The organism is Plastoroseomonas arctica, from assembly GCF_018128965.1.
Classification (GTDB): Bacteria; Pseudomonadota; Alphaproteobacteria; order Acetobacterales; family Acetobacteraceae; genus Plastoroseomonas; species Plastoroseomonas arctica.
In genome coordinates, this window is the sequence record NZ_JAAEDH010000010.1 from 45,204 (window position 1) to 69,837 (window position 24,634).

Sequence of the window (24,634 nt, forward strand, 5' to 3'; positions counted from 1 at the left end):
GTGGTGCACCTCACCTTCGCCTGCTTCCCCTATGACCGCGTGCGCCCGCTGATCGATGGCCGCGTGCGCGTCGAAGGAGCCGCGCTACTGCCCATCCCGCTGCCATCGGAGGAGAGTTTTCCGCGTGCGCACAACCGCGCCGAATTCGATGTGAGCGAGCTCTCGCTCAGCTCCTACCTGATGCAGCTCGGCCGCGGCGAAAGCCCCTATGTTGCGATCCCCGCCTTCGTCTCGCGCGCCTTCCGGCACAATGCGATCTATGTCCGGGCGGGTGCCGGCATTGACGATCCGAAGGCGCTGGAGGGCCGCCGCGTCGGCATCCCGGAATACCAGATGACGTTGGGCCTCTGGGTGCGCGGCATCCTGGCCGAGGATCATGGCGTCGAAACCGACCGCATCGCCTGGCGCACAGCCGGCACCAATGCGCCGGGGCGGAAGGAGCGGCTGCCGCTCGTGATGCCGCCGCACATGGACGTCGCACCGCTGCCGGCGGGTATGACACTGAACGCCGCGCTGCTGGACGGCAGCATCGACGCGATCGTTGCGCCGAGCCCGCCCGCTGCCTTCACTGCCGGCGACCCGCGCATCGCGCGGCTGTTTCCTGACGCCAAGGCCGCCGAGATGGGGTGGCATCGCCGCACCGGGATGCACCCCATCATGCACGTCATCGGCATCCGTCGCGACGTGCTCGCACGCGACCCGAACCTCGCGCGACGGCTGCTCGACGGCTTCCAGGCCGCGCGCACCATGGCGCTGGAGGAGATGGAGCGCGCCGTCGCCGCCTCCTTCGCGCCGACCATGCTGCCCTGGCTCGAGCAGGCCTGGGCGGAGACCCGCGCCGTGCTGGGCGCCGGCCTTTGGAGCCATGGCGTGGCCGCGAACCGGCCCGCGCTGGAAGCGGTGTGCCGCTGGTCGCTCGCGCAGCACCTGTCGCCCCGCGCTCTCACGGTCGAGGAACTCTTCGCGCCGGGCACCGCTGAGGGCTGATCCGCAACGGTGGCCGCCTTGCCGGGCGTGGACAGCGCCCGAGACGCCCCACATGCTGAGGGCGACGCCTAGGCCCCCCACAGGAGACATCCCGATGAGCGACAGCACCGAATACACACCCCCCAAGGTCTGGGTCTGGAACAAGCCCAGCGGCGGCCGCTTCGCCAACATCAACCGCCCCATCGCGGGTGCCACGCACGAGAAGGAGCTGCCGGTCGGCCGCCATCCGCTGCAGCTCTATTCGCTCGGCACGCCCAATGGCGTGAAGGTCACCGTTCTGCTGGAGGAGCTGCTCGCCGCCGGCCATGAGGGTGCGGAATATGATGCCTGGATCATTCGCATCAGCGAGGGCGACCAGTTCGGGTCCGGCTTCGTCGGGGTGAATCCGAATTCCAAGATCCCCGCCTTGCTCGACCGCAGCGGGCCGAAGCCGATCCGCGTCTTCGAATCCGGCGCCATCCTCATGCATCTCGCGGAAAAGTTCGATGCCTTCCTGCCGACCGAGACTTCGGCGCGCGCGGAATGCCTGTCCTGGCTGTTCTGGCAGATGGGCAGCGCGCCCTACCTCGGCGGCGGCTTCGGGCATTTCTACGCCTATGCGCCGACCAAGATGGAATACCCGATCGATCGCTTCGCGATGGAGGTGAAGCGCCAGCTGGACGTTCTGGACCGCCGCCTTGGGGAGAGCGAGTTCCTCGGCGGCGCCGAGTACACCATCGCCGACATGGCGGTCTGGCCCTGGTATGGCGGCCTGGTGAAGGGCTGGAACTACGGCGCGGCGGAATTCCTCGACGTGGGGAGCTACACCAACGTGCTGCGCTGGGCGAACGCCATCCATGAACGTCCGGCCGTCAAGCGCGGCCGCATGGTCAACCGCGTGCAGGGCGACCCCGCGGGCCAGCTCTGGGAACGCCACGAGGCGAGCGATTTCGACAGCAAGACCCAGGACAAGGTCGCGCCCGCCACCGGCGGGTGATCAGAGCAGCCCTGGCCGCCGCAGGATGGCGGCCAGGCGCTGCGCCCAGCCCTCGATGCCCGCCTGGCTGCCGAGCAGATCCTGCCGCACTTCGATCAGCGCGGCGGGGATACCGCGCGCATCGCCATGCACCGGCACCGTGTAGTCCTCCTCCAGATTGACCTGGTAGGGCTCGTTGTCGCCGACCACCAAGGCTGGGTCCTCGCGCAGCGCGTCGCGCAGCAGGGCGCCGAATGCGATGGCCTCGCGGTAAAGCACCCCGGCATGCCAGGGGCGCGCCGTTCCGAGAAAGACCGGCGTGAAGCTGTGAACGCCCAGGATGGTGGTCCGCTGGCCCGCGCGCGCATCGAGGCATCGGGTCACCGCCACCTGGAACGGGTCGAAGAAGGCTTCCCGCCGCGCCGCGACATCCGCCGGCAGCAGGCCGTGATTGCCCGGGATCTCCGTCGCCTCGCTCACCAGCGGGATGCTGCTCGGCGCCCCCGGCGGGCGGTTGCAGTCGATCAGCAGGCGCGAGGCGCCCGAGAGCACAAGCGGCGCGTCGAGCAGCGCCGACAGCCGCCGCGAAAGCGCCGCCGCGCCGATGTCCCAGGCGATGTGGCGCTGCAGCTCCGCCGCGGGCAGCCCCAGCCCGGCGAAGCGTGCGGGGATGTGGTTGGACGCATGCTCGCAAACCAGCAGCAGCGCGGCGGCGCCGGTGGCGTTCTCCACCGCCGCCGCCGGCGGGTCGGGATCGAGATGGGTCAGCCGGTCACCTCGTCGGTGAAGACGGTAAAGCCGGACAGCATGCAATTCCCGAAGGTCGTGACGATCGCCACATCCGTCGCGTCGCGCCCGCGTGCCATCAGGATGCGCCCGATCCGCGGGGTGTTGTTGCGCGCATCAAAAGTGTGCCAGCGATCATCGAGGTAGACCTCGAACCAGGCGGCGAAATCCATCGGGCCATAGGGCGGCAAGGTGCCCATGTCGCCCAGGTAGCCGGTGCAGTAGCGCGCGGGGATGTTCAGGCAGCGGCACAGCGTGACGGCGAGATGGGCATAGTCGCGGCAAACGCCGCGCCGCTCCTCAAAGGCTTCCGACGCGGTGCGCGTCGCCCGCGCATGCTCGTAGCCGAAGGTGATGTGGTTGTGCACGTAGTCGCAGATGGCCTGCACCATCGGCCAGCCGCGCACGCCGGTGCCGAACAGCGACCAGGCAGTGTCCGACAGCCGGTCCGTGTCGCAGTAGCGGCTGCCCAGCAGGTAGACCAGGAACTCGTCCGGCAGCCCCTCGACCGGGCGCTGCCAGGCGGCCGGCATGATCACATCCGGGGTGCCGGGATCGTTCACCAGGATGCTGGTCGAGATGGTAAGCCGCCCGGGCGGTGCGACGATGCGCGTGCAGCGATTGCCGAAGCTGTCGAAATAGTGCCGCGAGGGCACCGGCGGGTCAAAGCGCTCCACCGCCGGGCCGATCAGGTCCGGCTCGCGCGACGGGTGCGGATTCACCATCAGCAGCATGGGCGTGGGTTGTGCGCAGTCGTAGGTAATCTGGCAGCCGGCGGCGATGCGCATGGGCGGTAATCCTTCGGGATGGCGGTGGCGTTCGTGAGCGTGGTTCCGCGATGCGGCAGGCGAACTGGTCGGCAAGGCCGGCGCCTTGCGCGCCATAGGGTCATGTAGGGGTTTGTCGGCGAGGATCGGGAGGCGGTCACTCCAAGGGGCGGCGGTCGGCTATGGCAACCCGCGGCGCGCCGGGCAAGGATCGGTCCGCCCGGCTGCGGCGGGAACGATCAGGAGGGGAGGGCAGTCCGGCCGATAAAGCGTGGCTCGTGGGTTTGGTTTCAGATGCGGCCGAAAACGCCGGCCGCGGATTGTCGCGACGCACGAAAGCGATCGATCATGTAAGCAGTTCCCGTGCCAGACGCATCCCCAGCGTTGGATCGTGCTAAAGGCGCGCTGTGCCGGCCGCGACCGGCTGGCCTGAAGACGAGCATGACAACGGACGAATTCGACATCTTCCTCGCAACCGCGCCGGGCCTCGAGGCCATGCTCTGCGCGGAGGTGCGCGGCAAGGGGTTCAAGCAGCCCAAGGGCGTCCCCGGCGGCGTGGTCACCCGCGGCGGCTGGCCGGAAGTGTGGCGGGCGAATTTGTGGCTGCGCGGCGCCGGGCGCGTGCTGGCGCGCATCGACGCCTTCCACGTGACCCACCTCGCGCAGCTTGATGCCCGCGCCCGGCGCGTGCCCTGGGACTCGGTGCTGCGCCCGGACGTGCCGTTCCGGGTCGAGGCCGCCTGCGCATCCTCGCGCATCTACCATTCGGGTGCCGCGGCCGAGCGCGTCGCCACCGCGATCCGCGAGACCCTCGGCGCGCCGCAATCGGAGGAGGACGCCATCCTGGTGCGCGTGCGCATTGAGGATGACCATTGCACCATCAGCGTCGATACCTCGGGCGAGCCGCTGCACAAGCGCGGCTACAAGCAGGCGGTCAACGCCGCGCCGATGCGCGAGACGATGGCCGCACTGTTTCTCCAGCAATGCGGCTATGACGGGCGCGAGCCCATGCTCGACCCGATGTGCGGCTCGGGCACCTTCGTCATCGAGGCCGCCGAGATCGCCGCGCGCCTCAATCCCGGCCGGGCCCGTGCCTTTGCCTTCGAGCGCCTCGCCACCTTCGACGCCGAGACCTGGGCGCGGATGCGCGGCGTCAGGCGGGAGCCGCTGCCGCCGCAGGGCTGCCATGGCAGCGACCGTGACGCAGGTGCGGTGGCCATGAGCATGGCCAATGCCGAGCGCGCCGGCGTGGCCGAGATCACCGCGTTCCGCCAAGCCGCGATCAGCGACGCCACGCCACCGGGCGACCGGCCGGGGCTGGTGATCGTGAACCCGCCCTACGGCAATCGCCTGGGTGACGGCGCCGCGCTGCTGCCGCTGTATCAGGCGTTCGGCAACGTGATGACGCGCCGCTTCGCCGGCTGGCGCGTCGGCATCATCGCCTCCGACGCGCGCCTCGCCCAAGCCACCGGGCTGCCCTTCCTGCCGACCACGCCGCCGGTGCCGCATGGCGGGTTGCGGGTGACGCTGTACCAGACTGGCCCGCTGGCCTGAGCGGAAGGATCGGCGGGAACGATGGGCGACCTCGCGCGTTGCGATATCGCATGACGGAAGGAGCGATCGGCATGACCAAGGAGTTGAAGCCTGGAGACGCGGTCAGCTGGAAAAGCCACGGCGGCACCGCGCACGGCAAGGTGGTGCGCAAGGTGACCGAGCGCACTCGGATCAAGGGCCACGAGGTCGCCGCCTCGCCTGACAATCCCGAACTCATCGTCGAGACGGGCAATGGCGCGAAGGCCGCGCACAAGCCGGGCGCGCTGACCAAGGAATAGTCGGGACTTTGTCACCGACCGCCCCGCCCTGTTCACCGCCGCGCTGATCTGGGGCGGCGACACGGTCAAGGCCGGGGCGGACCGCATGGTGAAATCGCTCGACAAGGGATGATGGTGGTGGCTAAGCCACCGTCCTCGCCTGGGCCTGGACGCTGACGGGCCGACTTTCGCGGGTCGTGGCTATGAACGCGCCCGCGCCGCCGACCGATCACCGCATGCCGCGCACAGGCGCAGGAGCCACCATGGCCCAGAAACCCACCGTCCTCGTCACCGCAGCGAAGCTCGCCCCGGAGGCGGTCGCGATGCTCGAGGCGGTGGGGTACGCGGTGCCCTGCACGTCGGGCTATCCCGGCGAGGCGGAGCTGCTCGCCGCCATCGCCGAACATCGCCCTATCGCGATGCTGCACCGCCAGGGCCTCATCACGGGCACCATCATGGACGCGGCAGCACCTGCGCTGCGCGTCATCGCCCGGCACGGCGCCGGGGTGGACGGGATCGACCTCGCCGCCGCCGAGGCGCGTGGGCTGACGGTGACGCGGGCCGCGGGCGCGAATTCACGCTCGGTCGCGGAGCACGCCATGGCGCTGATGCTCGCGCTGCTGAAGGACCTGCCCTCGGTCGCCTCGGGCATGCGCGAGGGGCTGTGGGAGAAGACCTCGCGGATGACGCGCGACGTGGATGGTGTATCGCTCGGCATCGTCGGCTACGGCGCGATCGGGTCCAAGGTCGCGCGCTTTGCGGAGGCCTTCGGCATGCGCGTCGCGGTGCATGACCCGCTGCTGCCGCCGGGCCCGCTGCCGGGGCCTGGCGAGCGCGTCGAAGACCTGCGTGTGCTTCTGGCGCGCTCGGACGTGCTCTCGCTGCATTGTCCACTGGATGCGAACACGCGCGGGATGATCGGCGCCGCCGAGCTGGCCGCCCTGCCGAGCGGCGCCATCCTGGTCCACACGGCCCGCGGCGGCATCGTGGACGAGGCCGCGCTGCTCGCCGCCCTCGATGCCGGGCACGTCGCCTGGGCCGGCATCGACGTATTCGCGAAGGAGCCGCTGGAGGTCGAGAGCCCGCTGCGCGGCCATCCCCGGGTGCTGTCCACGCCGCACCTCGCTGCCAACACGCCGCGCGGCGCGGTGGGCATGGCGACCGGCGCCGCCGAGAGCATCGTCGCCGTCCTTGCCGGGCGGCTGCCGGCGCTTGAAGGCGCGGTGGTGATTCCCGGCGGCCTCGCCGCTGCCCGCGCCTCCGCCCCCTGAGTCCCCCGCAGTCCTTTCCCGAAAGACCACGTCATGAGCACGCAGGCCTTCCTCACCCGTCGCGGCGCCATCGCCGCGAGCGTCGCGACCCTCGCCGCGCCGGCCTTGGCGCAACCCGCCTGGCCCGCCGCGCGGCCGATCGAGGTGATCATCGGCTTCGCGCCTGGCGGCGGTACGGATGTGATGGTCCGCGCGCTGGCGCAGATGCTGCTGCCCGAGATCCCCGGCGCCAATTTCGTCGTCGTGAACCGGCCCGGTGCCGGCGGCGAGACCGCCTACGTGGCGCTGCAGTCTGCGCGGCCGGATGGCTACACGCTCGGCACCATCAACACGCCCGGCTACGTCTCGCTCGGCGTCCAGCGCCGGGTGCGCTACGACACCGCGCAGATCCGCCTCATCGCGCGCCTGGTCGACGACCCCAGCGCCTTCGTGGTGCACCGCGATTCCCCCTACCGCTCGCTGCGCGACCTGGTGGACGCGGCCAAGCGCCGGCCCGGGACGATCAGCGTCGGCTCCTCGGGCATCGGCACCGATGATCATCTCGGCCTGACGCTGTTCGAGGCAGTGTCGGGCACCGAATTCATCCATGTGCCCTTCGCGGGCGCGGGTCCGGTGCGTAACGCCGTGCTCGGCCGGCAGATCGACATTGCCGGCATCAACCTGGGCGAGATGGGCATGGTCGGGGAGACGAACCCGCTGCTGCGCGCCATCGCCGGCATGGGCGAGCGCCGCTGGGAGCTGATGCCCGACGTCCCCACCTTCCGCGAGGAAGGTTTTGATGTGCTGATGAGTTCCGAGCGCGGTCTCGGCGCGCCGCGCGGCATCCCTGACGAGATCGCGACGCGGCTTGAACAGGCCATCGCGAAGGTGATCGCGACGCCCGAGTGGGCGGAGCGGGTGCGCCAGCTCGAGCTCGCGATGGCGTACCTGCCGGGCGCGGCCTGGGAAGCGCAGCTTCCGGTGCAGCTCGCGCGCTACCGGCAGATCTGGCAGCGAACCCCCTGGCAGTGAGGCCTCAGGCGACCTCTTCCAGCAGCCGGTAGCCGACCCCGGGCTCGGTGCGCAGCAGCCGCGCCGCCTCGCCCAGCTTGGCGCGCAGCTGGCCGACATAGACGCGCAGGTACTGGTTGTCCTCGACATGCGCCGGACCCCAGACCTCGGTCAGCAGACGTCGCTGCATCACCACCCGCCCGAGGTCGCGCGCCAGCGCCGCGAGCAAGTCCCATTCGCGCGGGGTGAGGGAGAGTTCCACACCGGCCACGCGCGCGACGCGCCGCTCCAGATCCACCTGCAGCGGCCCGGTGGTGACGATGGGCGACGGCACCTCGCTCAGCAACGCGCGCCGGGTCTGCGCGCGCAGCCGGGCGAGCAGCTCGGCCAGTCCGAACGGCTTCTCCACATAGTCATCGGCGCCGGCATCGAGTGCCGCGACCTTCTCCGCCTCGCGGTCGCGGGCGGAGATGATGATGATGGGGACGGCGGAGAAGGCGCGCAGCCGGGCCAGCGCCTCCTTGCCATCCATGTCGGGCAGCCCGAGGTCGAGCAGCACGCAGGCCGGCCCGCGCGCAGCGGCCAGGCGCAGGCCCTCCCGCGCGGTCTCGGCCCGCAAGGGTGCGTAGCCGGCGGCTTCCAGCGCCGGGCCGAGGAAGCGGTGGATCTGCGGCTCGTCGTCGATGACGAGGATGGACAGCGGCGCCGCTGTCACTGCGGGAAGCGCAGCGTGATACGGGTGCCACGCCCAGCCGCGACGGGGCTTTCGGCGGCGATCCGCCCGCCCATCGCCCCCACGAGGCCACGGCAGATCGACAGGCCGAGCCCCGATCCGGCCACCACGCGATCGGTGCGCGCGGCGCGGAAGAAGGCGTCGAAGATGCGCGGCAGGTCCGCGGCCGGGATGCCCGGCCCCTCATCCTCGACGGTGAGCATCACGTCCGGCCCCTCGCGCCGCGCGGCGAGCGTCACCGCGCCATCGGGGGCGGAGTATTTCAACGCATTGTCCAACACATTCTCCAGCACGCGGTCGAGCAAGGTGGCGTCGAGGCGGGGACTCGGCAAGCCATCCGGCACGGTGCAGGTGACGCTGCGTCCCGCATAGGACTGCCGCGCATGCGCCGCCGCCTCGCGCAGCACGGCGCCGAGATCGACCGGGTCGCGTCGCGGCACCACCTGCCCGGTCTCGAGCCGCACGATGTCCAGGATCGCGGACATCCACCGCGCAAGCCGCGTCGCCTCCTCCTCGATAGTGGTGAGCAGGTCGGACCGCGTCGCCTCGGTGAGTGCGGCGCTGGAAACGCGCAACGTCTCGGCGGCGCCGCGGATGGCGGTGAGCGGCGTGCGCAAATCATGGCCGAGGCTTGTCAGCAGCGCGGTGCGCAGCGCCTCGGCCTGGCCATGGGCGCGGGCATTGGCGGCGGTGTCGGCCAGACGGGCGCGTTCGAGCGCGACCGCCGCCTGGTCCAGCAGCGCCTCCAGCGCACGATCCGCCTCGGGGTCGGGCGCCTCGCGCTCGGGCCGCAGGCCCAGCAGGCCAAGCATGGCGGGGCTGCCCTCGCGCGAGGCGGTGAGCGGGATGAAGCGCCAGGCGCTGGTGGGCAAGGTCGCGGTGCCGCGCCCGGCGGCGCGCCCGTTCGCCAGGGCCCAGCGCGCGGCGGCCATCGCGCCGTCATCAGGCATCGCGTCCGGCGGGCTCGCCGCGCGCAGCACCGGCTCGCCATCGCTGGCTCCGTCGGGGGCGAAATGCCCGGGCAGGCTGGCGGCGAGCGCGGCATCCAGCGGCAGCAGCAGGCAGGCGGGACCACCGGTGATGCGCGCCGCCTCCTCCACCACCGCCATCTGCAGTTCCGACATCGAGGCCTGGGCGTTCAGTCGTCGCGACAATGCCGTGAGCCGGCGCAGCGCGGCGAGCCGTGCCGCCGCCGCGCGCACATTGCGCCCGAGCCGCCCGGTGGTGCCGGTCAGCAAGGCCGCCACGACACCGAACACGACCACGCCCAGCACATCCTGCGCCGAGGCGATCGCCAGCGTGTAGCGCGGCGGCAGGAACAGGAAGTTCCACGCCGCAAAAGAGAGCACCGCGCCGATGCCCGCCTGCATCGGCCCGAGCAGGGCGGCCAGCGCGACAACGGCGCAGAGATAGACCATGCCGAACGCGGCATCCGGCACGTCACCGTCGAGTGCGAGGCAGACCAGCGTCGCGGCACCCACCAGAAGCGGCAGGAACAGCCATGCGACCCAGGCCGGCAGCGTGCGCGGCACGGCCAGGGGTCGCGACGCCGCCTGGCTTGGCACGATGTGGAGGGAGAACTCGCCGGCCTGGCGCGCCAGGGTGGCAATCAGCGTGCGGCTCAGGACGCGCCGCCACCAGGGCGGATTGCCGCGGCCCAGCACGATGTGCGTCGCATTGTGCGCGCGGGCATGCGCGAGCACCGCGGCGGGCAGGTCGGTTGCGGCGGTGACGTCGGTCTCCGCACCCAGCGCCTGGGCGAGCGCCATCCCCGGACCGGGGTCCGCATCCTGGCCCGGCTGCTCGACATGCAGTGCAAGCAGCGGGGCGTGCAGCGCATCGGCGATGCGCCGCGCCTGCTGCAGAACGGGCTCGGCCGCGGCACCGCCCGGGATCAGCGCCAGCACGCGGTCGCCCACCGGCCAGGGGCCGGAGACGGCATTGCGCCGCATCCAGGCGGTGACATCGGCGTCGACGCGGTCGGCGGTGCGGCGCAGCGCCAGTTCGCGGAGCGCCGCCAGCGCTCCCTCCTTGAAGAAGCCGCGCATGGCACGCTCGGCCTGCTCAGGGCGATAGATCTTCCCCGCGCGCATGCGCTCCAGCAGTTCGGCGGGCGGGATGTCGACCAGCTCCACCGCATCGGCACCCTTCAGCACGGCGTCGGGCACCGTCTCGGCCACCCGCACGCCGGTGACGCGCGCGACGGCCTCGGCGCTGCTCTCCAGGTGCTGGACGTTGACCGCGGTCCAGACCTCGATGCCGGCGTCGCGCAGCTCCTCCACATCCTGCCAGCGCTTGGGGTGGCGGCTGCCCGGAGCGTTGGTGTGGGCGAGTTCGTCGAGCAGCAGGATGCCAGGCCGCCTGGCGAGTGCGGCGTCAAGGTCGAATTCCTGAATGACCTGGCCGCGATAGGCGATGGCGCGCAGCGGCAGCCGGGGCAGGTCGCCGATGGCGGATTCCGTCTCGGCGCGGCCATGCGTCTCGACCAGGCCGATCAGCACGTCCTGTCCAGCCTGGTGCACGCGGCGCGCCTCGGCGAGCATTTCGACTGTCTTGCCGACGCCCGGGGCAGCGCCCAGGAACACCTTGAGCCGCCCCCGGCCCTCGCGCGCGGCGAGGTCCACGAGCGCATCAGGGTCGGGGCGGCGGGGTTCGCTGTCCTGCATCCCGCGCACTATAGTCGGTCGCGGCCCTGGGTGGGCCCTCCGCCGTTCGTGGCGTTCAGCGTGGCACCGGGGCCGCGCCTCCCGGCGTGCCCTGGGCAACGGCCTGCGACTGCACCTCGAGCGCGAGGTTGAGGCGCAGCACGTTCACGCGCGGCTCTCCGAACAAGCCGAGTTCACGACCCTCGACGGCCTGCTCCACCAACGCCAGCACGCGCGCCGGCGGCAGGCTGCGCGCGGTCGCGACGCGGGGCACCTGGGCGCGGGCGTTCTCCGGGCTGATGTGCGGGTCGAGGCCCGAGCCGCTGGCGGTCGCTGCGTCGGCGGGGACGTCGCGGCCACCGGCCACGCGCTCGGTCACGGCGGTGAGCAGCGCGGCACTGGTCGGGCCAAGCTGCGATGCGGCCGAAGACGTCGCGTCGTAGGGCGCTGCCGAGGTCGCCGACGGCCGGCCCTGGAAGAAGCGGTCATCAGAAAAATTCTGGCCAATCAGGGCGGAGCCGACCACCTGGCCGTCGCGCCGGATGAGGCTGCCGCCGGCCTGGCCCGGCATCACCGCACCGGCGACGAATGTCATGCCGAGCGGCACGGCGACGCCGAGGAGCAGCGTGAAGCCGAGCAGCAGGGAGAGAAGGGGGCGCAACATGGTTCAGGCCACTCCGATGAGGGTCAGGATGATGTCGATGATCTTGATGCCGACGAAGGGCGCGAGCAGGCCGCCCACGCCATAGATCAGCAGGTTCCGCCGCAGCAGTGCGGCCGCACCCAGCGAGGCGTAGCCCACCCCGCGCAGCGCGAGCGGCACGAGGGCCACGATGATCAGCGCGTTGAAGATCACCGCGGACAGGATCGCGCTCTGCGGGCTGGTGAGCCCCATGACGTTGAGCGCGGCGAGGCCCGGGTACTGCGTGACGAAGATCGCCGGCAGGATGGCGAAGTATTTCGCCACGTCGTTGGCGATGGAGAAGGTGGTGAGCGCCCCGCGGGTGATGAGCAGCTGCTTGCCGATCGCCACCACCTCGATGAGCTTAGTCGGGTCGGAGTCGAGGTCGACCATGTTGCCGGCCTCGCGCGCCGCCTGCGTGCCGGTCTGCATCGCGAGCCCGACATCGGCCTGGGCCAGGGCGGGCGCGTCGTTGGTGCCGTCGCCGGCCATGGCGACCAGCCGGCCCTCATTCTGCTGCTTGCGGATGTAGTCGAGCTTATCCTGCGGCTTGGCCTCGGCGATGAAATCATCGACGCCCGCCTCTGCCGCGATTGCCGCGGCGGTCAGGCGATTATCGCCCGTCACCATGACGGTGCGGATGCCCATGCGGCGGAGTTCCACGAAGCGTTCGCGGATGCCCGGCTTGACGATGTCCTTCAGCTCGATCGCGCCCAGGATGCGGCCGTCCCTGGCCACCGCCAGCGGGGTCGCGCCGGTGCGCGCAATGCGGTCGATGCCGGCGGCGAGCTCGGTGGGGACCGGCTGGCCCAGGGAGGCTGCCAGGCTGTCCACGGCGCCCTTGCGGTAGGCGCCGTCGGGCATGTCCATGCCGGAGATTCGGGTCTGCGCGGTGAACGGCACCGGGCGCGCACCGGCGGGCATCACCGGCGCGTCGATGCCGTATTTCTCCTTGGCGAAGGAGAGGATTGAACGCCCCTCCGGCGTGGTGTCGGCGAGGCTCGCGATCACCGCGGCCTCGGCGATCTCCGCCTCGGTGACGCCGGGTGCGGCGATGAAGGCGGCCGCCTGGCGATTGCCGAAGGTGATGGTGCCGGTCTTGTCGAGCAGCAGCACGTCGACGTCGCCCGCGGCTTCGACCGCACGCCCGGACGTGGCCAGCACGTTGAACCGCACCAGCCGGTCCATGCCCGCGATTCCAATGGCCGAGAGCAGCCCGCCGATGGTGGTCGGGATCAGCGTCACCAGCAGGGCCGCCAGCACCACGACCGACGGCGCGGAGCCGCTGTAGCTGGCGAAGCCCACCAGCGTGACGACCGCGATCAGGAAGATGATCGTCATCCCCGCCAACAAGATATCCAGCGCGATCTCGTTGGGCGTCTTCTGGCGCGAAGCGCCCTCGACCATCGCGATCATGCGGTCGAGGAAGGTGCCGCCCGCTTCCGCGGTGATGCGGACCACAATGCGGTCGCTCACAACTAGCGTGCCGCCCGTGACGGCACTGCGGTCGCCGCCGGCCTCGCGGATCACCGGCGCGCTCTCACCCGTGACGGCACTTTCGTTCACCGATGCGATGCCCTGCACCACCTCGCCATCGGAGGGGATGATCTCGCCCGCCTCGACCAGCACGTGGTCGCCGCGCTTGAGCTCGGCCGCCGCGCGCGGTGCCACGATGGCGAGATCATCCGGGTTCGGCACCCAGCGCGCCATGGTATCCCCGCGCGAGGCGCGCAGCGAGGCGGCGCGCGCCTTGCCGCGCCCTTCCGCGACGGCTTCCGCGAAGGTCGCGAAGAGTACGGTCATCCACAGCCAGGCGGCGACACCCAGCTGGAAGCCGTAGGGCTCGCCCGCGCCGGCGGCGCGGATGGCGAGCAGGGTGACCAGGATGGAGACGATCTCGGTGGTGAAGATGACCGGGTTGCGGATCAGCCGCGCCGGGTTGAGCTTCTTCACCGCGTCGAGCGACGCCTGGCGGATGATGGCGCTGTCGAACAGCGCCGGGGCGGAGGTTTGCATCGTTCGGGCCTTCAGAAGGTCGTGCCGGCGATCATGGAGACGTGCTCCGCGATCGGGCCGAGGGCGAGGGAGGGCAGGTATTGCAGCCCGCCCAGGATGAGGATCACGCCGGCCAGCAGCCCGATGAACAGCGGGCCATGGGTTGGCAGGGTGCCCGGCCCTTCGGGCGTACGCGGCTTCGCTGCCAGGCTGCCGGCGATGGCGAGCACCGGAATGACGAAGGCGAAGCGGCCGAGAACCATCGCGATGGCCAGCGTCACGTTCAGCCAGGGCGTGTCCGCGGTGAGGCCACCGAAGGCCGAGCCGTTGTTCCCCGCGGCCGAGGTATAGGCGTAGAGCATCTCGCTCAGCCCATGCGGCCCGGCATCCTGGAGCGAGGCGATCGCCACCGGCAGCACCAGCGAGGTCGCGGTAAGACCCAGGATCACCGCCGGCAACACGAGCACCGCGAGCATCGCGAGCTTCACCTCGCGCGCCTGCACCTTCTTGCCCAGGTATTCCGGCGTGCGCCCGACCATCAACCCGGCGACGAACACCGCCAGCAGCGCGAAGATCAGGATGCCGTAGAGCCCCGACCCGACGCCGCCGGGCAGCACTTCGCCAAGCTGGATCAGGAACAGCGGCACCATGCCACCGAGCGGGGTAAAGCTGTCGATCATGGCGTTCACCGCACCGCAGCTCGCACCCGTCGTCGTGGCGGTGAACAAAGCAGCCAAAGCCTGGCCGAAGCGCAGATCCTTGCCCTCCATATTGCCCTGGAGCGGGGAAACGCCGGCGGCGATATGCAGCGGGTTGCCGCCGGCCTCGGCAGCGTAGATGCCCAGCGTGGCCACCAGGACGAAACCCACCATCACCGCGAGCAGCGCGACACCTTGCCGCCTGTCGCCCACGATGCGGCCGAAGGTGAGGCACAGGCCGAACGGGATCACGACCTGCAAGATGATTTGCAGGCTGGTGGCGAGCGCCGAAGGGCCCTCGAACGGGTGCAGCGAATTGACGCCGAAGAAGCCGCCGCCATTGGTGCCGAAATGCTTGATCGCGAGCTGGAAGGCGACCGGGCCGAACGGGATCACCTGCTCGGCGCCGCCCAGCGTCGTCGCTGTCGCACTCGCCTCCAGCGTCTGCGGCACGCCCATGGCGATGAACAGGAAGCCGGCGATGATGGCGCCCGGCAGCAGCAGCCACAGCGTCACGCGGGAGATGTCCGCCCAGAAATTGCCCAGCTGCTTCACGCCACCGGCGGCGAAGGCGCGGATGACCGCGAAGGCCAGCGCAATGCCCGAGGCGGCGGAGAGGAAGTTCTGCACCGCGAGGCCGGCCATCTGGCTGAAGTGCGACATCGCCGCCTCGCCCGAATAGGCCTGCCAGTTGGTGTTGGTGATGAAGGACACCGCCGTGTTGAACGCCAGGTAGGGCGGGATGCCGTCAAACCCCTGCGGGTTCAGCGGCAGCACGCCCTGCAGGCGCAGCATCGCGTAGAGCAGCACGAAGCCGGCCGCGTGGAAGGCCAGCATAGCCATGAGGTAGGCCTGCCAGCCCTGCCCGCGCGCGGGATCCACGCCGGCCGCGCGCAGGACGGCGTTGTCCACGCCCGCGAGTGCGCCGAGCCGCCCATTCGCCAGGGCCGCGAGCCATTGCCCGACCGGCACCGCCAACAGCAGCGCGCAGCCGAGCACGAGTGCGATCTGCACCCATCCGATGATCGTCATGTCAGAGGCTTTCAGGCCGCAGCAGGGCCCAGAGGAGGTAGCCGAGAAGGCCCGCCGCGACGGCGCCGCCGAGCCAAAGGTCGATGCCCATGGTCACACCTGCCCGCAGGCGCGCACGTAGAGGCCGAGCACGGCGAAGAGGCCGAGCCCGCCGAGCAGCAGAACGATATCCAGCATGTCCCAATTCCCATTGCATCCGGCCGGACAATGCCGCGCGCGGGCGTCGCGGCGCTGTGCGGATCCGGCCTGGCCCGCGTAAGGGATCCGCAAGGGGAGCTAGTCGCGCGCGGGCAATCCGGGGAAACTGACGCCCTCACATCCGAGTGGCACCATGAGCTCGAAAGTCGGCCTGCTGATCCTGGCGGCACTCCTCGTCCTGGTTCCCTGGGCGCTGTGGCGGATCGAGGCGCTGCGTCGCGTCGCACCGCTGGCGGTGATCCAGATCATGGCGGGCATCGCGCTCGGGCCCTCACTGTTCGGGCGGGTCGCGCCGGAGTGGCACGCGGCGGTGTTCACGGCGCCGGTGCTCGCCTCCATCCAGGGCCTTTCGGCGATCGGGGTGCTGCTGTTCGTGTTCGTCTCGGGGATGCATCTGGAGCTGGGGCAGCTGCGCGGACGGGTGCGGGGCTTCGCCGGCATGGCAATCGGCTCTTTCGCGCTGCCCGCAATACTGGGCGCTGCGCTCGCCGCCTGGGTCGCCCTCGTGGTGCCGGATGCGGTGGGGAATCGGGGTGGGCACGCCGGTTTCGTCGTGGCCTTCTCGGTCTGCATCGCGGTGACCGCGCTGCCGGTGCTGGCCGCCATCCTCAAGGAGCTCGGGCTGATCGGCACGCGGCTCGGCCAGACGGGGCTGGCGCTGGCGGCGATGAACGACGCCGCACTTTGGCTGGTGCTCGCGGTGCTGCTGACCCTGGTCGCCGAGGATGGCGCCGGGCTTCTCGAAATCGCGCTCGCTTGCGCGATCTGGGGCGCGGTCCTGGTCTTCATCATCCGCCCGGCGCTCGCGCATGTGGCGCGCGCCGAGGCGCGGCGGCACTGGCTGCTACCGCTCGGCATCGCGGTGATGCTCGGCGCGTCGGCGAGTGCCGAGGCCATCGGCATCGGCTACATCATCGGCGGATTCGCGGCCGGGCTGGTCATCCCGGCCGCCGCGCGCGACGCGCTCATCCGCGAGATCGAGCCACTGACCGTGACGCTGCTGCTGCCCTTCTTCTTCATGTCGTCGGGCCTCAAGGCGATGGTCGACCCGTCATCGGCGAGCTTCCTCGCGGTGACGCTGCTCGCCACCGCCGCGACCATCCTGGGCAAGGTCGTGGGCGTGGCGCTGCCGGCACGCCAGGCCGGCTGGTCGTGGCGCGACGCGGCGGCGCTCGGCACACTGATGCAGACCAAGGGGCTGATGGAGGTCGTGGTGCTCGCGGTGCTCTACGATGCCGGGCTGATGGGCACGCAGGTGTTCTCCGCGCTGGTGGTGATGGCGGTGATCTGCACGCTGGTCACCGCGCCGGTCACCCGTGCGCTGGTGCTGCGCGAGGAGACGCTGCCTTCGGCGGTGGAGCGGCAGGAGGTCTGAGGTCAGGCCCTCGTCGGTCGCGCTCGCCGCGCAGGGGCCGGCGGCTCGGCCCCGTTGCGGTGGTGCGGCGTCTCCGCCGCCTGCGCATCGGCGGTGACGATGACGAGGATCTCCGCCGGGTGCGGCGGCTGCGAGAGCACGACATGGGGCATGTGGCCGCTGAACAGCAGCGCGTCGCCCGGCCCCAGCCGCACCTCACGGTGCGGGAAATTCACCACGACGCGGCCCTTGAGGGCGAAGATCATCTCCTGGCCGCGATGTTCGGCGGGCTTGTAGCCGGGCGGCGCCTCGAATGGCGGGTGGTCCACGAATGCCTCGAACAGCCCGTGCGAGCGCGCCAGCGCGATGGCCTCGTAGCGATGGCCCGATGACTGCCCACGGCGATTGAACGGAGTCCGCTCCCCGCGCCGCACCAGCGTGATGTCGGGCGCCGCGTCATCCGCGCCGAACAGCGTGCCGATGCCGCAGCCGAACGCATCGGCGATCTTGAGGGCGGAGGCGATGGAGGGCACCGAGACGCCGCGCTCGACCTTCGAGAGGTAGGATTTCGTGAGGCCCGATCGGGTGGCGAGCGCCTCAAGCGTGATGCCGTTGGCCTCGCGCAGGCGCTTCATGCGCCAGAAGGCATGCGGGTGGCCCGGGGCCTGAGGCGCGGCTTGCATGGCGCGATAGATGGCGGCTTGCACGATCATTGGCAAGCGGCCCGCGGCCGCGGGCGCCCGTTTTCCTTGACACAAGCCGTATCGATAGGACACCGTGTGTCATCCAGGGATCGCATTGGAGACGCGCGGCATGATGCGTGACATGTCCATCTCGAGGCGGGCCTGCATTGGCCTCGCCACCCTGATCCCGGGGCTCGCCGCGCCACCGGTACGCGCCCAGGACTTCCCGGCGCGCGCCGTCCGCATCATCACGCCGCTCTCGGCAGGCAGCCAGGCCGACCTTCTCGCCCGCATGGTGGCGCAGAAGCTGGCGGAGACATGGGGCAGGCCCGTGGTGGTCGAGAACCACGCCGGCGGCGCCGGGCAGGTCGCCGGGCAGCTTCTGCTCCGCTCGCCGGCCGATGGGCACACGCTGATGCTGCATTCGGACGGGCACGTCGTCAGCGCTGCGGTCTATGGCGAGCAGCTGGCCTACGACACGCTGCGAGACTTCGCCCGCGTGTCCCAGGTCGCGAGCAGCCCGAGCGTGCTGGTCGTCGGGCCTGGCCTCGGCATACGCTCGGTGGCGGCCCTCGTGGCGCTCGGCCGCTCGCGCGCCGGCGGGCTCAGCTTCGGCTCGGCCGGTGTCGGTGGCGGGCTCCACTTCACCGGCGAGATGTTCAAGCAGAGCACCGGCATCGAGGCGACGCACATCCCGTTCCGCGGCACGCCCGAGGCGTTGACCGAGACCATGGCCGGGCGGATCGATTTCACCTTCTCGTCCCTGCAGCCCGCCCTGCCGCTGATGGCGGCCGGGAACCTGCTGGCACTCGCGGTCAGCTCGCCGCAACGCTCGCCGGTGCTGCCGCAGCTGCCGACCGTCGCGGAGAGCGGCTACCCCGGCTTCGGCTATGATCTTTGGTGGGGCCTGTTTGCGCCGTCGCCGACGCCGGCGCCGATCCAGGACGGGATCAGCCGCGACGTGGCCCGGGTGCTCGCGCAGCCGGAGCTCCGCCAACGCCTGCTCGACCAGGGCATCGTGCCGGTGGGCAGCACGCCCGCCGCGTTCGATGCCTTCGTTCGCGCCGAAGTGCCGCGGCTGCGCGATGTGGCGCGCGTGGCGGGGATCCGACCGGGCTGATCGACGGACGCGCAGCAGACGCGACAATTCAGGCGGCCGGGCGCGATCGTCCCGCGACCGGAGGCGCGCATAAAGCCTCCATCAGCGAGCCCACACCGCTCGCGCCATCCAAAGGACGCCGACCATGCGCACCATCACCCTCGCGGCCCTCGCCCTGACCCTGCTGGTTGCCGCGGTGCCGGCGCAGGCGGGCATCCGCACCGACAATGGCAGCCTGCAGAACCCCAACGCGATCACGGTGATCCAGGGTCAGGTCAGCCAGGTGGCCGCGGCGACCCCCGCCGGCTGAGCGCCGCGGTCTCGGGTCAGCGGATCCCGAGCAGCTTGTGCGTCTGCAGGCTGAGTTGCCACCTTGGCCGCCGCAGGCACGTTTCGAGCGCCGCCTGGAGGTTTTCGCCGGCCGCCGGACCGTCCATGGGCTGGAGCGAAAAGCGCTTGAAGCGGAGTTGCTCGAGCGCCTCCAGCTCCATGCCTGCCTGCGGCACGACAAGCTTCAATTCATCGCCGTGGAGCAGCCGAAGCGGCGCCCCCGCCTTCGGGCTCACACAGACCCAGTCGATCCCGTCGGGTGCCGGCGCGATCGTGCCGTTCGTCTCAACCGCGATCTCGAAGCCGCGTTCATGGAACGCGGCGACGAGGGCATCGTCCAGTTGCAGCAGCGGTTCGCCGCCCGTGCAGACCACGAAGGGCGTTCCTCCGCCTGGCCAATGAGCCGCGACGGCATCGGCGAGCGTGCGCGCATCGGGGTAGCGGCCACCCATCGTCCCATCGGTGCCCACGAAGTCGGTGTCGCAGAAGCTGCAGACCGCCCCCGCCCTGTCCTCTTCGCGGCCGGACCAGAGGTTGCAGCCTGCGAAGCGGCAGAAGACAGCGGGCCTGCCCGCCTGCGCGCCTTCCCCCTGCAACGTGTAGAAGATCTCCTTGACCGCATAGCTCATCGCAGCGCGTCGCCGTGGAGGTTCGCGGCGGCGGGAGCCAGCGCGTCGAGATCGCTGATGCTCATGTCGGCACGCGTCCACCACGGATTCTCCAGCAGCGGTCTGGGCAGCGCGGCCGCGGGGTCTCCGTCGAAGGTCACCCTGTTGGTTGGCGTCTCGTCCACGCTGATCGACGCACAGACCAGAAGCCCGCCATCGGCCGCGAGGAACGCGTTGAGCTTCGCCATCATGCACGCGGCCAGAACCTCCGTCGTAGGATCGCCCGGCGTCACGAGAATGCGCGCAAGGCGATGCGGCTCCCGCGCGGCGAACCAATCGAGCAGCGGGTCGTCGGCGGAGAGGTGGAGCGAGTGATCGACATGCTCATCGATCCAACGGTGCCACGTGCCCTTCGCGCGCTCGAACAACACGACCATGTTTGCGGCGCCGTCCAGATGCGTTGGGGAGACGGCGCGCAGCGTCACGGTGACGATTTCGTTGTGCCCGTGCGGGATCGCGCATTGTTCGGACAGGCCCGCGATCAGCCGGTGTGCCATCGCGTATCGACGACTGAAGACGAGGCTGAACATCTGCCGCTTTCCTGGTCTGGGACTGGCGTTCATCGGCCGCGACGTGTCCCGGGCTTGCCGTCGGCGAGGTGCCGAAGCCGCCTTCGATAGGCCCGCGCCGCGCCGAATGCCAGGAACAGAAGATTGCGGGGACGAGGCAGCAATGGGAACCGCGAACAATCCGGCTGGCATCGGAATGCTCAAAAGGTGCCGTTCGGTGCCTCGTCAAAGCACCTGGAATTCGGGTCATTTCCAAAGGCGAGTACGCGCCGAGGTTCTATAAGACCGTGCACGTCACTCACAACGAGGTAGCCGCCGACGCAATACTGAAATCACATTGATCCGCCTTACCTACCCTCGCGTGTTCAAACGCGTCTTCGACCCGCGTTCGCTGTGACCAAAAGGCAGCACACGAGCGTGAGACGGCAGCGATGCGGGGAACCTCGATTGAGCGCCATCAGCGAGCTACCTGCATCAAGCGTTGGCCCCTCCATTTTCAAGCATGGCGGGTCGGGAGGGCCAACGGCCTATCGTTCACCGCAGCACTGCAAGACCATCCGCCGCCCGAACGCCATGGCCGTCGGGCAGCACAAAGAGGGGATTGATCTCAGCCTCAAGCAGCCGCTCGCCCGCAGCACCTGCCATGGCGGCGAAGGACATGATCGCATCGACCAGCGCCGGGACATCGGCCGCCGGAGCACCGCGGTAGCCGCGCAGCAGCCGCGCTGCCTTCAACTCCCCCACCATCGCTTCGGCATCGGTACGGGCGATCGGCAGCAAGCGCAGCGTCGTGTCCTGGAACAGCTCCGCCGCGACGCCGCCCGAGCCCAGCAGGATCACGGGGCCGAGTTGCGGATCGCGGTGAAACCCCAGGATCATCTCCACCCCGCCACGGATGCGCTCCTGCACCAGGAACCCTTCGGGAGCGGGCGCCCCGGAAGCCTTCAGCCGCTCCAGCATCGTGGCGCAGGCCTGAGGGACCTGCTCGGCCGACAAGCCCACCTTCACGCCGCCAAGGTCGCTTTTGTGCGCGATGTCGCGGGAGAGGATCTTCAGCACCACCTCTCCGCCGAGCTGACGCGCCGCTGCTTCGGCAGCATTCGCATCCCCCGCCACATGCTCGCGTGTCACCGGCACGCCGAAGCGCGCGAAGAGCGCCTTGCTCTCGGCTTCGTTCAGGTTCCCCGATGGCAGCCCCGCCAGCACCGCGGGATCGAATTCCACCGGCGCCGCGACCTCGGGCAGAACGGCGCGGCGGAGCGCGCGCAGCACCGACGCACAGCTCTCCGGTGTCGCGAAGGCCGGGATCGACTTGCCGTTCAGGAGCCGCACGATGTGCGGCGCGTGTGGGCTGACATAGGCCAGCACCGGCTTGTCGCTGAGCGCCTGGCATTCCTCGATGGCGCCCGCGACGATGTCGGGCGTGGCGAGCGCGGAGGAGCCGATCACCACCACCACGGCATCGTAGCCCGGGCTGTCCAGCAGCGCGGCGATGGACCCGCGGAACAGGTCCGTGCGCAGCCCGGCCAGCGTCACGTCCACCGGGTTCCGCCCGATGGCCGACGGGTCCTCGTTCAGCAGCGTTGCCAGCCGGTCCGTCGTCACCGCGTCGGGTGCGGGCACCTCGATCCCGGCGAGCCCGCAATTATCGGCCAGCAGCGTCCCGGCCCCGCCCGTCGAGGTGAGGATCGCGACCCTGTTCCCGTGCATGCGCCGCCCGGCGACCAGTGCGGCGGGGATGTCGAGCAGGTCGTTGAAGGTCTCGGCGCGGATCACGCCGAACTGGCGGAACAGCGCGTCATAGACGCGGTCCGCGCCGGCCAGCGCGCCGGTGTGGGAGGTCGCGGCGCGCGCGCCGGATTCCGAACGCCCGACCTTGTAGACCACGATGGGCTTGCCCAGTTCCGCCGCACGGCGCGCGGCGCGCTTGAACGCCTCCGGCCGCCGCAGACCCTCCATGTAGACCGCGATCACGTCCGTCGCTTCGTCCTCGACCAGCTCCGCGATCAGGTCGCTACTGTCGAGATCGGCCTCATTGCCCGTCGAGACGAGTTTGGCGAAGCCGATGCCCCGGTCCGCGGCGCGCGAGAGCAGCGAGCCCAGGATGCCGCCGCTCTGCGATACGACAGAGATGCGGCCGGCCGGCAGGTCCGCCACCTCCAGCGCACCGGTTGCCGAGAGCATGATGCCGTCGGTCAGGTTCACGAGGCCAATGGTGTTCGGCCCCAGCAGGCGCATCGCACCGGCCGCTTCCTTCAATGCCTCCTGGCGCCGCGCGCCATCCTCGTTCGCCTCGCCGTAACCGCTGGCGAGCACGATGGCCGCCTGGCACCCCTTGGCCGCGAGGTCGCGCACCGCGGCTTCCGCGCGATCTGGCCCGAGCAGCACGATGGCGGCATCCGGCGCGCCAGGCAGCGACGCCACGTCGCGGTAGCAGGGCAGGCCGGCGATCATCTCCACGCGCGGATTGACCGGCCAGATCGCGCCGGAGAAGCCGTATTTCTGCAGGTAGCCGACCGGCCGCCCGGTCATCTTGCCGGCATCGGCGGAGGCGCCGATCACGGCGACGCTGCGCGGGCGCAGCAGGGCCCCAATCGCGCTCATGCGGTGACTCCCTTCGCGCCACGCCGTTGGGCAACGCCCTCGAGGAAGGACGCGACCGACTCCTGATGCTCGCGGGAGGAGTAGCAGATGGCCTGCGCCTGGCTGCCCAGGTCGAAGACCTGGTCCACCGTGAGCTCGAAGGTCTGGTCGAGGATCTTCTTGCTCAGAGCGATCGCTGCCGGCGCCGCCTTGCCGAGCTCCGCGGCCCAGGCGCAGGCATCGGCCAGCAGCGCGTCCGCGCTCGTCACGCGGTCGATCATGCCCAGGCGCAGCGCCTCCTCCGGCTCCACGGTGCGGCCGGAGAAGATCAGCTCCTTCGCGCGCGAGAGGCCGACGCGACGGGGCAGGAAATACATGCCCCCGCCATCGGGGATGAGGCCGCGCAGGATGTAGGTCATCGCGAAGCGCGCGGCGTCGGAGGCGACGATGAAGTCGCAGCAGAGTGCCACATCGCAACCCAGGCCCGTCGCCGCCCCGTTGACGGCGGCGATGGTGGGCTTGGGCAGGGCGTGCAGCAGGGAAATGGCGTGATGCGTGCGCTGCTGCCGGCGCCAGCCGTTCAGCGCGACCTCGCCGGGTGGCACCGACAGCCGCGCCTGCATGGATTTCACGTCGCCACCGGCGCAGAAGCCCTTGCCGGCACCGGTGACGACCAGAGCCTTGATGGAATCCGTGCGCGCCACGCGGTCCAGCGCGGCCATGAGGTCGGCGCGCATCTCGTCATCGATGGCATTGCGCGCGGCGGGTCGGTTGAGCGTCAACACGGCCACCGGACCGTCGGCCTGCAGCAGGATGGCGTCGGTCGGCTGGGAAGTCTCGGTCATGGCGTTTGTCCTCGATGAGTTGCGGTGCAGGTCATTCGGCGCGGATGTTCGTGCGGGTGACGACCTGCTGCCAGCGCGCGCGGTCCTCGGCGATGTAGCGGCCGAAGTCCGCCGGCTGCGGGCTGGGCTCGACCTCGGCACCTTCCTCCGCCAGGCGGCGCTGCACGGACCCATCCGCAAGCGTCGCGGCGAGTGCCGCGTGCAGCGTCGCGATGCGATCGGGCGGCGTGCCGGCAGGGGCGAGCAGGCCGTACCAGGTGGCCGAGAGGATGTCCGGGAAGCCCGCCTCTGCCGTGGTCGGCACGTCCGGCAGGATGGCCAGGCGCCGAGGCGAAGCGACGGCGAGCGCGCGCAGCGTGCCTGCGGCGATGTGCGGCAGGAAAGGAGCCGCGGCGTTGGTGATGACCTGCACGCGCCCGGCGATCACGTCCGTCATCGCGGGGCCGGTGCCGCGATAGGGAACATGGTCCATCTCCGCGCCGAAGACCTGGGCCATCAGCGCGCCGAGCAGGTGGCCCGTTGTGCCCACGCCGGGGCTTGCGTAGGACACGGGCGTGCCGCCGCTGCGTGCCAGGCCCCGCAGTTCGGCCAGCGTCGTCGCTGCCACGCGCGGGTTGACCGCGATCACCGCGGGGGCGGCGCCGATGAAGCCGATGGGGGCGAAGTCGCGGATGATGTCGTAGGGGACGCGCGGCTGCACCAGGGAGCTGATGAGGAAGCTGCCGCTGCCGCCGAGCAGGAAGGTGTAGCCATCCTTTGGGGCGCGAGCGACGGCTTCGCTGCCGATCACGCCGCCGGCGCCGCCGCGATTCTCCACGATCACGGACTGGCCGAGGCGGGTGCCCATGCCTTCGGCGATCATACGGCCGACGATGTCGTTGCTGCCGCCGGCGGTGAAGGGAATGACCATGCGCAGCGGACGATCGGGGAAGGTCGCCTGCGCCGCGGCCCGGCGGGCGGGCGGCACGCAAAGGGCCGGGATGAGAGCCAGGGCGGTGCGGCGGCGCATGTTC

Annotated in this window: 24 protein-coding genes; 9 read left to right on the forward strand and 15 right to left on the reverse strand. The window is 70.7% G+C overall.

Going from position 1 to position 24,634, the window contains the following annotated elements; all coding sequences use genetic code 11:
- Positions 1-3 precede the first annotated feature (3 nt).
- Together GXW79_RS10255 and yghU are read left to right on the forward strand one after the other, a co-directional pair.
- Positions 4-987 carry a substrate-binding domain-containing protein gene (locus tag GXW79_RS10255; RefSeq protein ID WP_211874295.1) on the forward strand — a complete coding sequence of 328 codons (984 nt, stop codon included), beginning with the start codon at positions 4-6 and terminating at the stop codon, positions 985-987.
- A 94-nt stretch (positions 988-1,081) separates the two neighbouring features.
- Positions 1,082-1,963 carry a glutathione-dependent disulfide-bond oxidoreductase gene (yghU, locus tag GXW79_RS10260; RefSeq protein WP_211874296.1) on the forward strand — a complete coding sequence of 294 codons (882 nt, stop codon included), beginning with the start codon at positions 1,082-1,084 and terminating at the stop codon, positions 1,961-1,963.
- Here the strand turns inward: yghU and GXW79_RS10265 are convergent, their stop codons facing one another.
- Positions 1,964-2,674 (reverse strand): N-formylglutamate amidohydrolase, encoded by a 711-nt coding sequence (locus GXW79_RS10265; RefSeq protein ID WP_211874297.1) that lies wholly within the window; start codon positions 2,672-2,674, stop codon positions 1,964-1,966. It abuts the gene before it with no gap.
- A gap of 32 nt (positions 2,675-2,706) precedes the next feature.
- Positions 2,707-3,516 (reverse strand): transglutaminase-like domain-containing protein, encoded by an 810-nt coding sequence (locus GXW79_RS10270; protein ID WP_211874298.1) that lies wholly within the window; start codon positions 3,514-3,516, stop codon positions 2,707-2,709.
- Between the two features lie 420 nt (positions 3,517-3,936).
- Here GXW79_RS10270 and GXW79_RS10275 point away from each other — a divergent pair, with 420 nt between their 5' ends.
- From GXW79_RS10275 to GXW79_RS10290, 4 genes are all read left to right on the forward strand, one after another.
- Entirely contained in the window at positions 3,937-5,049 is a 1,113-nt protein-coding gene (locus GXW79_RS10275) for a THUMP domain-containing class I SAM-dependent RNA methyltransferase (protein WP_211874299.1), read from the forward strand.
- A gap of 71 nt (positions 5,050-5,120) precedes the next feature.
- Positions 5,121-5,327 (forward strand): hypervirulence associated TUDOR domain-containing protein, encoded by a 207-nt coding sequence (locus tag GXW79_RS10280; protein ID WP_211874300.1) that lies wholly within the window; start codon positions 5,121-5,123, stop codon positions 5,325-5,327.
- Between the two features lie 242 nt (positions 5,328-5,569).
- Positions 5,570-6,577: an NAD(P)-dependent oxidoreductase gene (locus GXW79_RS10285; protein WP_211874301.1), complete on the forward strand. Its 1,008-nt coding sequence runs from the start codon at positions 5,570-5,572 to the stop codon at positions 6,575-6,577.
- A 33-nt stretch (positions 6,578-6,610) separates the two neighbouring features.
- Complete coding sequence (locus tag GXW79_RS10290; protein WP_211874302.1) at positions 6,611-7,588, forward strand: tripartite tricarboxylate transporter substrate binding protein; 978 nt, start codon at positions 6,611-6,613, stop codon at positions 7,586-7,588.
- 4 nt (positions 7,589-7,592) lie between these two features.
- Here the strand turns inward: GXW79_RS10290 and GXW79_RS10295 are convergent, their stop codons facing one another.
- Genes GXW79_RS10295 through GXW79_RS10325 form a run of 7 tightly spaced genes read right to left on the reverse strand, consistent with a single transcriptional unit; the run spans position 7,593 to position 15,622 of the window.
- The gene (locus tag GXW79_RS10295) at positions 7,593-8,282 is read right to left on the reverse strand and encodes a response regulator (protein ID WP_211874303.1); all 690 of its coding nucleotides are present in this window, start codon (positions 8,280-8,282) and stop codon (positions 7,593-7,595) included.
- Positions 8,279-10,966 (reverse strand): sensor histidine kinase, encoded by a 2,688-nt coding sequence (locus GXW79_RS21625; RefSeq protein WP_211874304.1) that lies wholly within the window; start codon positions 10,964-10,966, stop codon positions 8,279-8,281. The genes GXW79_RS10295 and GXW79_RS21625 overlap by 4 nt, the downstream gene beginning before the upstream one ends.
- A gap of 55 nt (positions 10,967-11,021) precedes the next feature.
- Positions 11,022-11,609 carry a potassium-transporting ATPase subunit KdpC gene (gene kdpC, locus GXW79_RS10305; protein ID WP_211874305.1) on the reverse strand — a complete coding sequence of 196 codons (588 nt, stop codon included), beginning with the start codon at positions 11,607-11,609 and terminating at the stop codon, positions 11,022-11,024.
- Between the two features lie 3 nt (positions 11,610-11,612).
- Complete coding sequence (gene kdpB / locus GXW79_RS10310; protein ID WP_211874306.1) at positions 11,613-13,643, reverse strand: potassium-transporting ATPase subunit KdpB; 2,031 nt, start codon at positions 13,641-13,643, stop codon at positions 11,613-11,615.
- Between the two features lie 11 nt (positions 13,644-13,654).
- Positions 13,655-15,352 carry a potassium-transporting ATPase subunit KdpA gene (gene kdpA, locus GXW79_RS10315; RefSeq protein ID WP_211874307.1) on the reverse strand — a complete coding sequence of 566 codons (1,698 nt, stop codon included), beginning with the start codon at positions 15,350-15,352 and terminating at the stop codon, positions 13,655-13,657.
- Position 15,353: 1 nt separating this feature from the next.
- Entirely contained in the window at positions 15,354-15,443 is a 90-nt protein-coding gene (gene kdpF, locus GXW79_RS10320; protein WP_211874308.1) for a K(+)-transporting ATPase subunit F, read from the reverse strand.
- Positions 15,444-15,445: 2 nt separating this feature from the next.
- Positions 15,446-15,622, reverse strand: a complete 177-nt coding sequence (locus GXW79_RS10325; protein ID WP_211874309.1) for a hypothetical protein — start codon at positions 15,620-15,622, stop codon at positions 15,446-15,448.
- Between the two features lie 61 nt (positions 15,623-15,683).
- Between GXW79_RS10325 and GXW79_RS10330 the strand changes: the two genes are divergently transcribed.
- Positions 15,684-16,925 (forward strand): cation:proton antiporter, encoded by a 1,242-nt coding sequence (locus GXW79_RS10330; protein ID WP_211874310.1) that lies wholly within the window; start codon positions 15,684-15,686, stop codon positions 16,923-16,925.
- A gap of 2 nt (positions 16,926-16,927) precedes the next feature.
- On the opposite strand, the gene GXW79_RS10335 is transcribed toward GXW79_RS10330, so the two are convergent.
- The gene (locus GXW79_RS10335) at positions 16,928-17,617 is read right to left on the reverse strand and encodes a helix-turn-helix domain-containing protein (RefSeq protein ID WP_211874311.1); all 690 of its coding nucleotides are present in this window, start codon (positions 17,615-17,617) and stop codon (positions 16,928-16,930) included.
- A gap of 112 nt (positions 17,618-17,729) precedes the next feature.
- On the opposite strand from GXW79_RS10335, the gene GXW79_RS10340 reads away from it, so the two are divergent.
- Positions 17,730-18,707: a Bug family tripartite tricarboxylate transporter substrate binding protein gene (locus GXW79_RS10340; protein WP_211874312.1), complete on the forward strand. Its 978-nt coding sequence runs from the start codon at positions 17,730-17,732 to the stop codon at positions 18,705-18,707.
- 124 nt (positions 18,708-18,831) lie between these two features.
- On the forward strand, positions 18,832-18,996 hold the full coding sequence (locus tag GXW79_RS10345) for a hypothetical protein (RefSeq protein WP_211874313.1): 165 nt from the start codon (positions 18,832-18,834) through the stop codon (positions 18,994-18,996).
- Between the two features lie 16 nt (positions 18,997-19,012).
- On the opposite strand, the gene queE is transcribed toward GXW79_RS10345, so the two are convergent.
- From queE to GXW79_RS10370, 5 genes are all read right to left on the reverse strand, one after another.
- Positions 19,013-19,645: a 7-carboxy-7-deazaguanine synthase gene (queE, locus tag GXW79_RS10350; RefSeq protein WP_211874314.1), complete on the reverse strand. Its 633-nt coding sequence runs from the start codon at positions 19,643-19,645 to the stop codon at positions 19,013-19,015.
- The gene (locus tag GXW79_RS10355) at positions 19,642-20,214 is read right to left on the reverse strand and encodes a 6-pyruvoyl trahydropterin synthase family protein (protein WP_211874315.1); all 573 of its coding nucleotides are present in this window, start codon (positions 20,212-20,214) and stop codon (positions 19,642-19,644) included. The genes queE and GXW79_RS10355 overlap by 4 nt, the downstream gene beginning before the upstream one ends.
- Positions 20,215-20,727: 513 nt before the next feature.
- Positions 20,728-22,797, reverse strand: a complete 2,070-nt coding sequence (locus tag GXW79_RS10360) for an acetate--CoA ligase family protein (protein ID WP_211874316.1) — start codon at positions 22,795-22,797, stop codon at positions 20,728-20,730.
- The gene (locus tag GXW79_RS10365; protein ID WP_211874317.1) at positions 22,794-23,621 is read right to left on the reverse strand and encodes an enoyl-CoA hydratase/isomerase family protein; all 828 of its coding nucleotides are present in this window, start codon (positions 23,619-23,621) and stop codon (positions 22,794-22,796) included. Before GXW79_RS10365 ends, GXW79_RS10360 begins: the two co-directional genes overlap by 4 nt.
- A gap of 31 nt (positions 23,622-23,652) precedes the next feature.
- Positions 23,653-24,630: a Bug family tripartite tricarboxylate transporter substrate binding protein gene (locus GXW79_RS10370; protein WP_211874318.1), complete on the reverse strand. Its 978-nt coding sequence runs from the start codon at positions 24,628-24,630 to the stop codon at positions 23,653-23,655.
- Positions 24,631-24,634: the final 4 nt, after the last annotated feature.

What these genes read in the sequence shown, in the direction of transcription:
- GXW79_RS10355 (WP_211874315.1), bottom strand. Translation starts at nt 20,214, where the DNA reads ATGTTCAGCCTCGTCTTCAGTCGTCGATACGCGATGGCACACCGGCTG.
- GXW79_RS10285 (WP_211874301.1), top strand. Translation starts at nt 5,570, where the DNA reads ATGGCCCAGAAACCCACCGTCCTCGTCACCGCAGCGAAGCTCGCCCCG.
- GXW79_RS10345 (WP_211874313.1), top strand. Translation starts at nt 18,832, where the DNA reads ATGCGCACCATCACCCTCGCGGCCCTCGCCCTGACCCTGCTGGTTGCC.
- GXW79_RS10330 (WP_211874310.1), top strand. Translation starts at nt 15,684, where the DNA reads ATGAGCTCGAAAGTCGGCCTGCTGATCCTGGCGGCACTCCTCGTCCTG.
- kdpF (WP_211874308.1), bottom strand. Translation starts at nt 15,443, where the DNA reads ATGGGCATCGACCTTTGGCTCGGCGGCGCCGTCGCGGCGGGCCTTCTC.
- GXW79_RS10290 (WP_211874302.1), top strand. Translation starts at nt 6,611, where the DNA reads ATGAGCACGCAGGCCTTCCTCACCCGTCGCGGCGCCATCGCCGCGAGC.
- GXW79_RS10360 (WP_211874316.1), bottom strand. Translation starts at nt 22,797, where the DNA reads ATGAGCGCGATTGGGGCCCTGCTGCGCCCGCGCAGCGTCGCCGTGATC.
- GXW79_RS10370 (WP_211874318.1), bottom strand. Translation starts at nt 24,630, where the DNA reads ATGCGCCGCCGCACCGCCCTGGCTCTCATCCCGGCCCTTTGCGTGCCG.
- GXW79_RS10270 (WP_211874298.1), bottom strand. Translation starts at nt 3,516, where the DNA reads ATGCGCATCGCCGCCGGCTGCCAGATTACCTACGACTGCGCACAACCC.
- kdpA (WP_211874307.1), bottom strand. Translation starts at nt 15,352, where the DNA reads ATGACGATCATCGGATGGGTGCAGATCGCACTCGTGCTCGGCTGCGCG.
- GXW79_RS10365 (WP_211874317.1), bottom strand. Translation starts at nt 23,621, where the DNA reads ATGACCGAGACTTCCCAGCCGACCGACGCCATCCTGCTGCAGGCCGAC.
- GXW79_RS10340 (WP_211874312.1), top strand. Translation starts at nt 17,730, where the DNA reads ATGTCCATCTCGAGGCGGGCCTGCATTGGCCTCGCCACCCTGATCCCG.
- kdpC (WP_211874305.1), bottom strand. Translation starts at nt 11,609, where the DNA reads ATGTTGCGCCCCCTTCTCTCCCTGCTGCTCGGCTTCACGCTGCTCCTC.
- GXW79_RS10275 (WP_211874299.1), top strand. Translation starts at nt 3,937, where the DNA reads ATGACAACGGACGAATTCGACATCTTCCTCGCAACCGCGCCGGGCCTC.
- yghU (WP_211874296.1), top strand. Translation starts at nt 1,082, where the DNA reads ATGAGCGACAGCACCGAATACACACCCCCCAAGGTCTGGGTCTGGAAC.
- GXW79_RS10335 (WP_211874311.1), bottom strand. Translation starts at nt 17,617, where the DNA reads ATGATCGTGCAAGCCGCCATCTATCGCGCCATGCAAGCCGCGCCTCAG.
- GXW79_RS10280 (WP_211874300.1), top strand. Translation starts at nt 5,121, where the DNA reads ATGACCAAGGAGTTGAAGCCTGGAGACGCGGTCAGCTGGAAAAGCCAC.
- kdpB (WP_211874306.1), bottom strand. Translation starts at nt 13,643, where the DNA reads ATGCAAACCTCCGCCCCGGCGCTGTTCGACAGCGCCATCATCCGCCAG.
- queE (WP_211874314.1), bottom strand. Translation starts at nt 19,645, where the DNA reads ATGAGCTATGCGGTCAAGGAGATCTTCTACACGTTGCAGGGGGAAGGC.
- GXW79_RS21625 (WP_211874304.1), bottom strand. Translation starts at nt 10,966, where the DNA reads ATGCAGGACAGCGAACCCCGCCGCCCCGACCCTGATGCGCTCGTGGAC.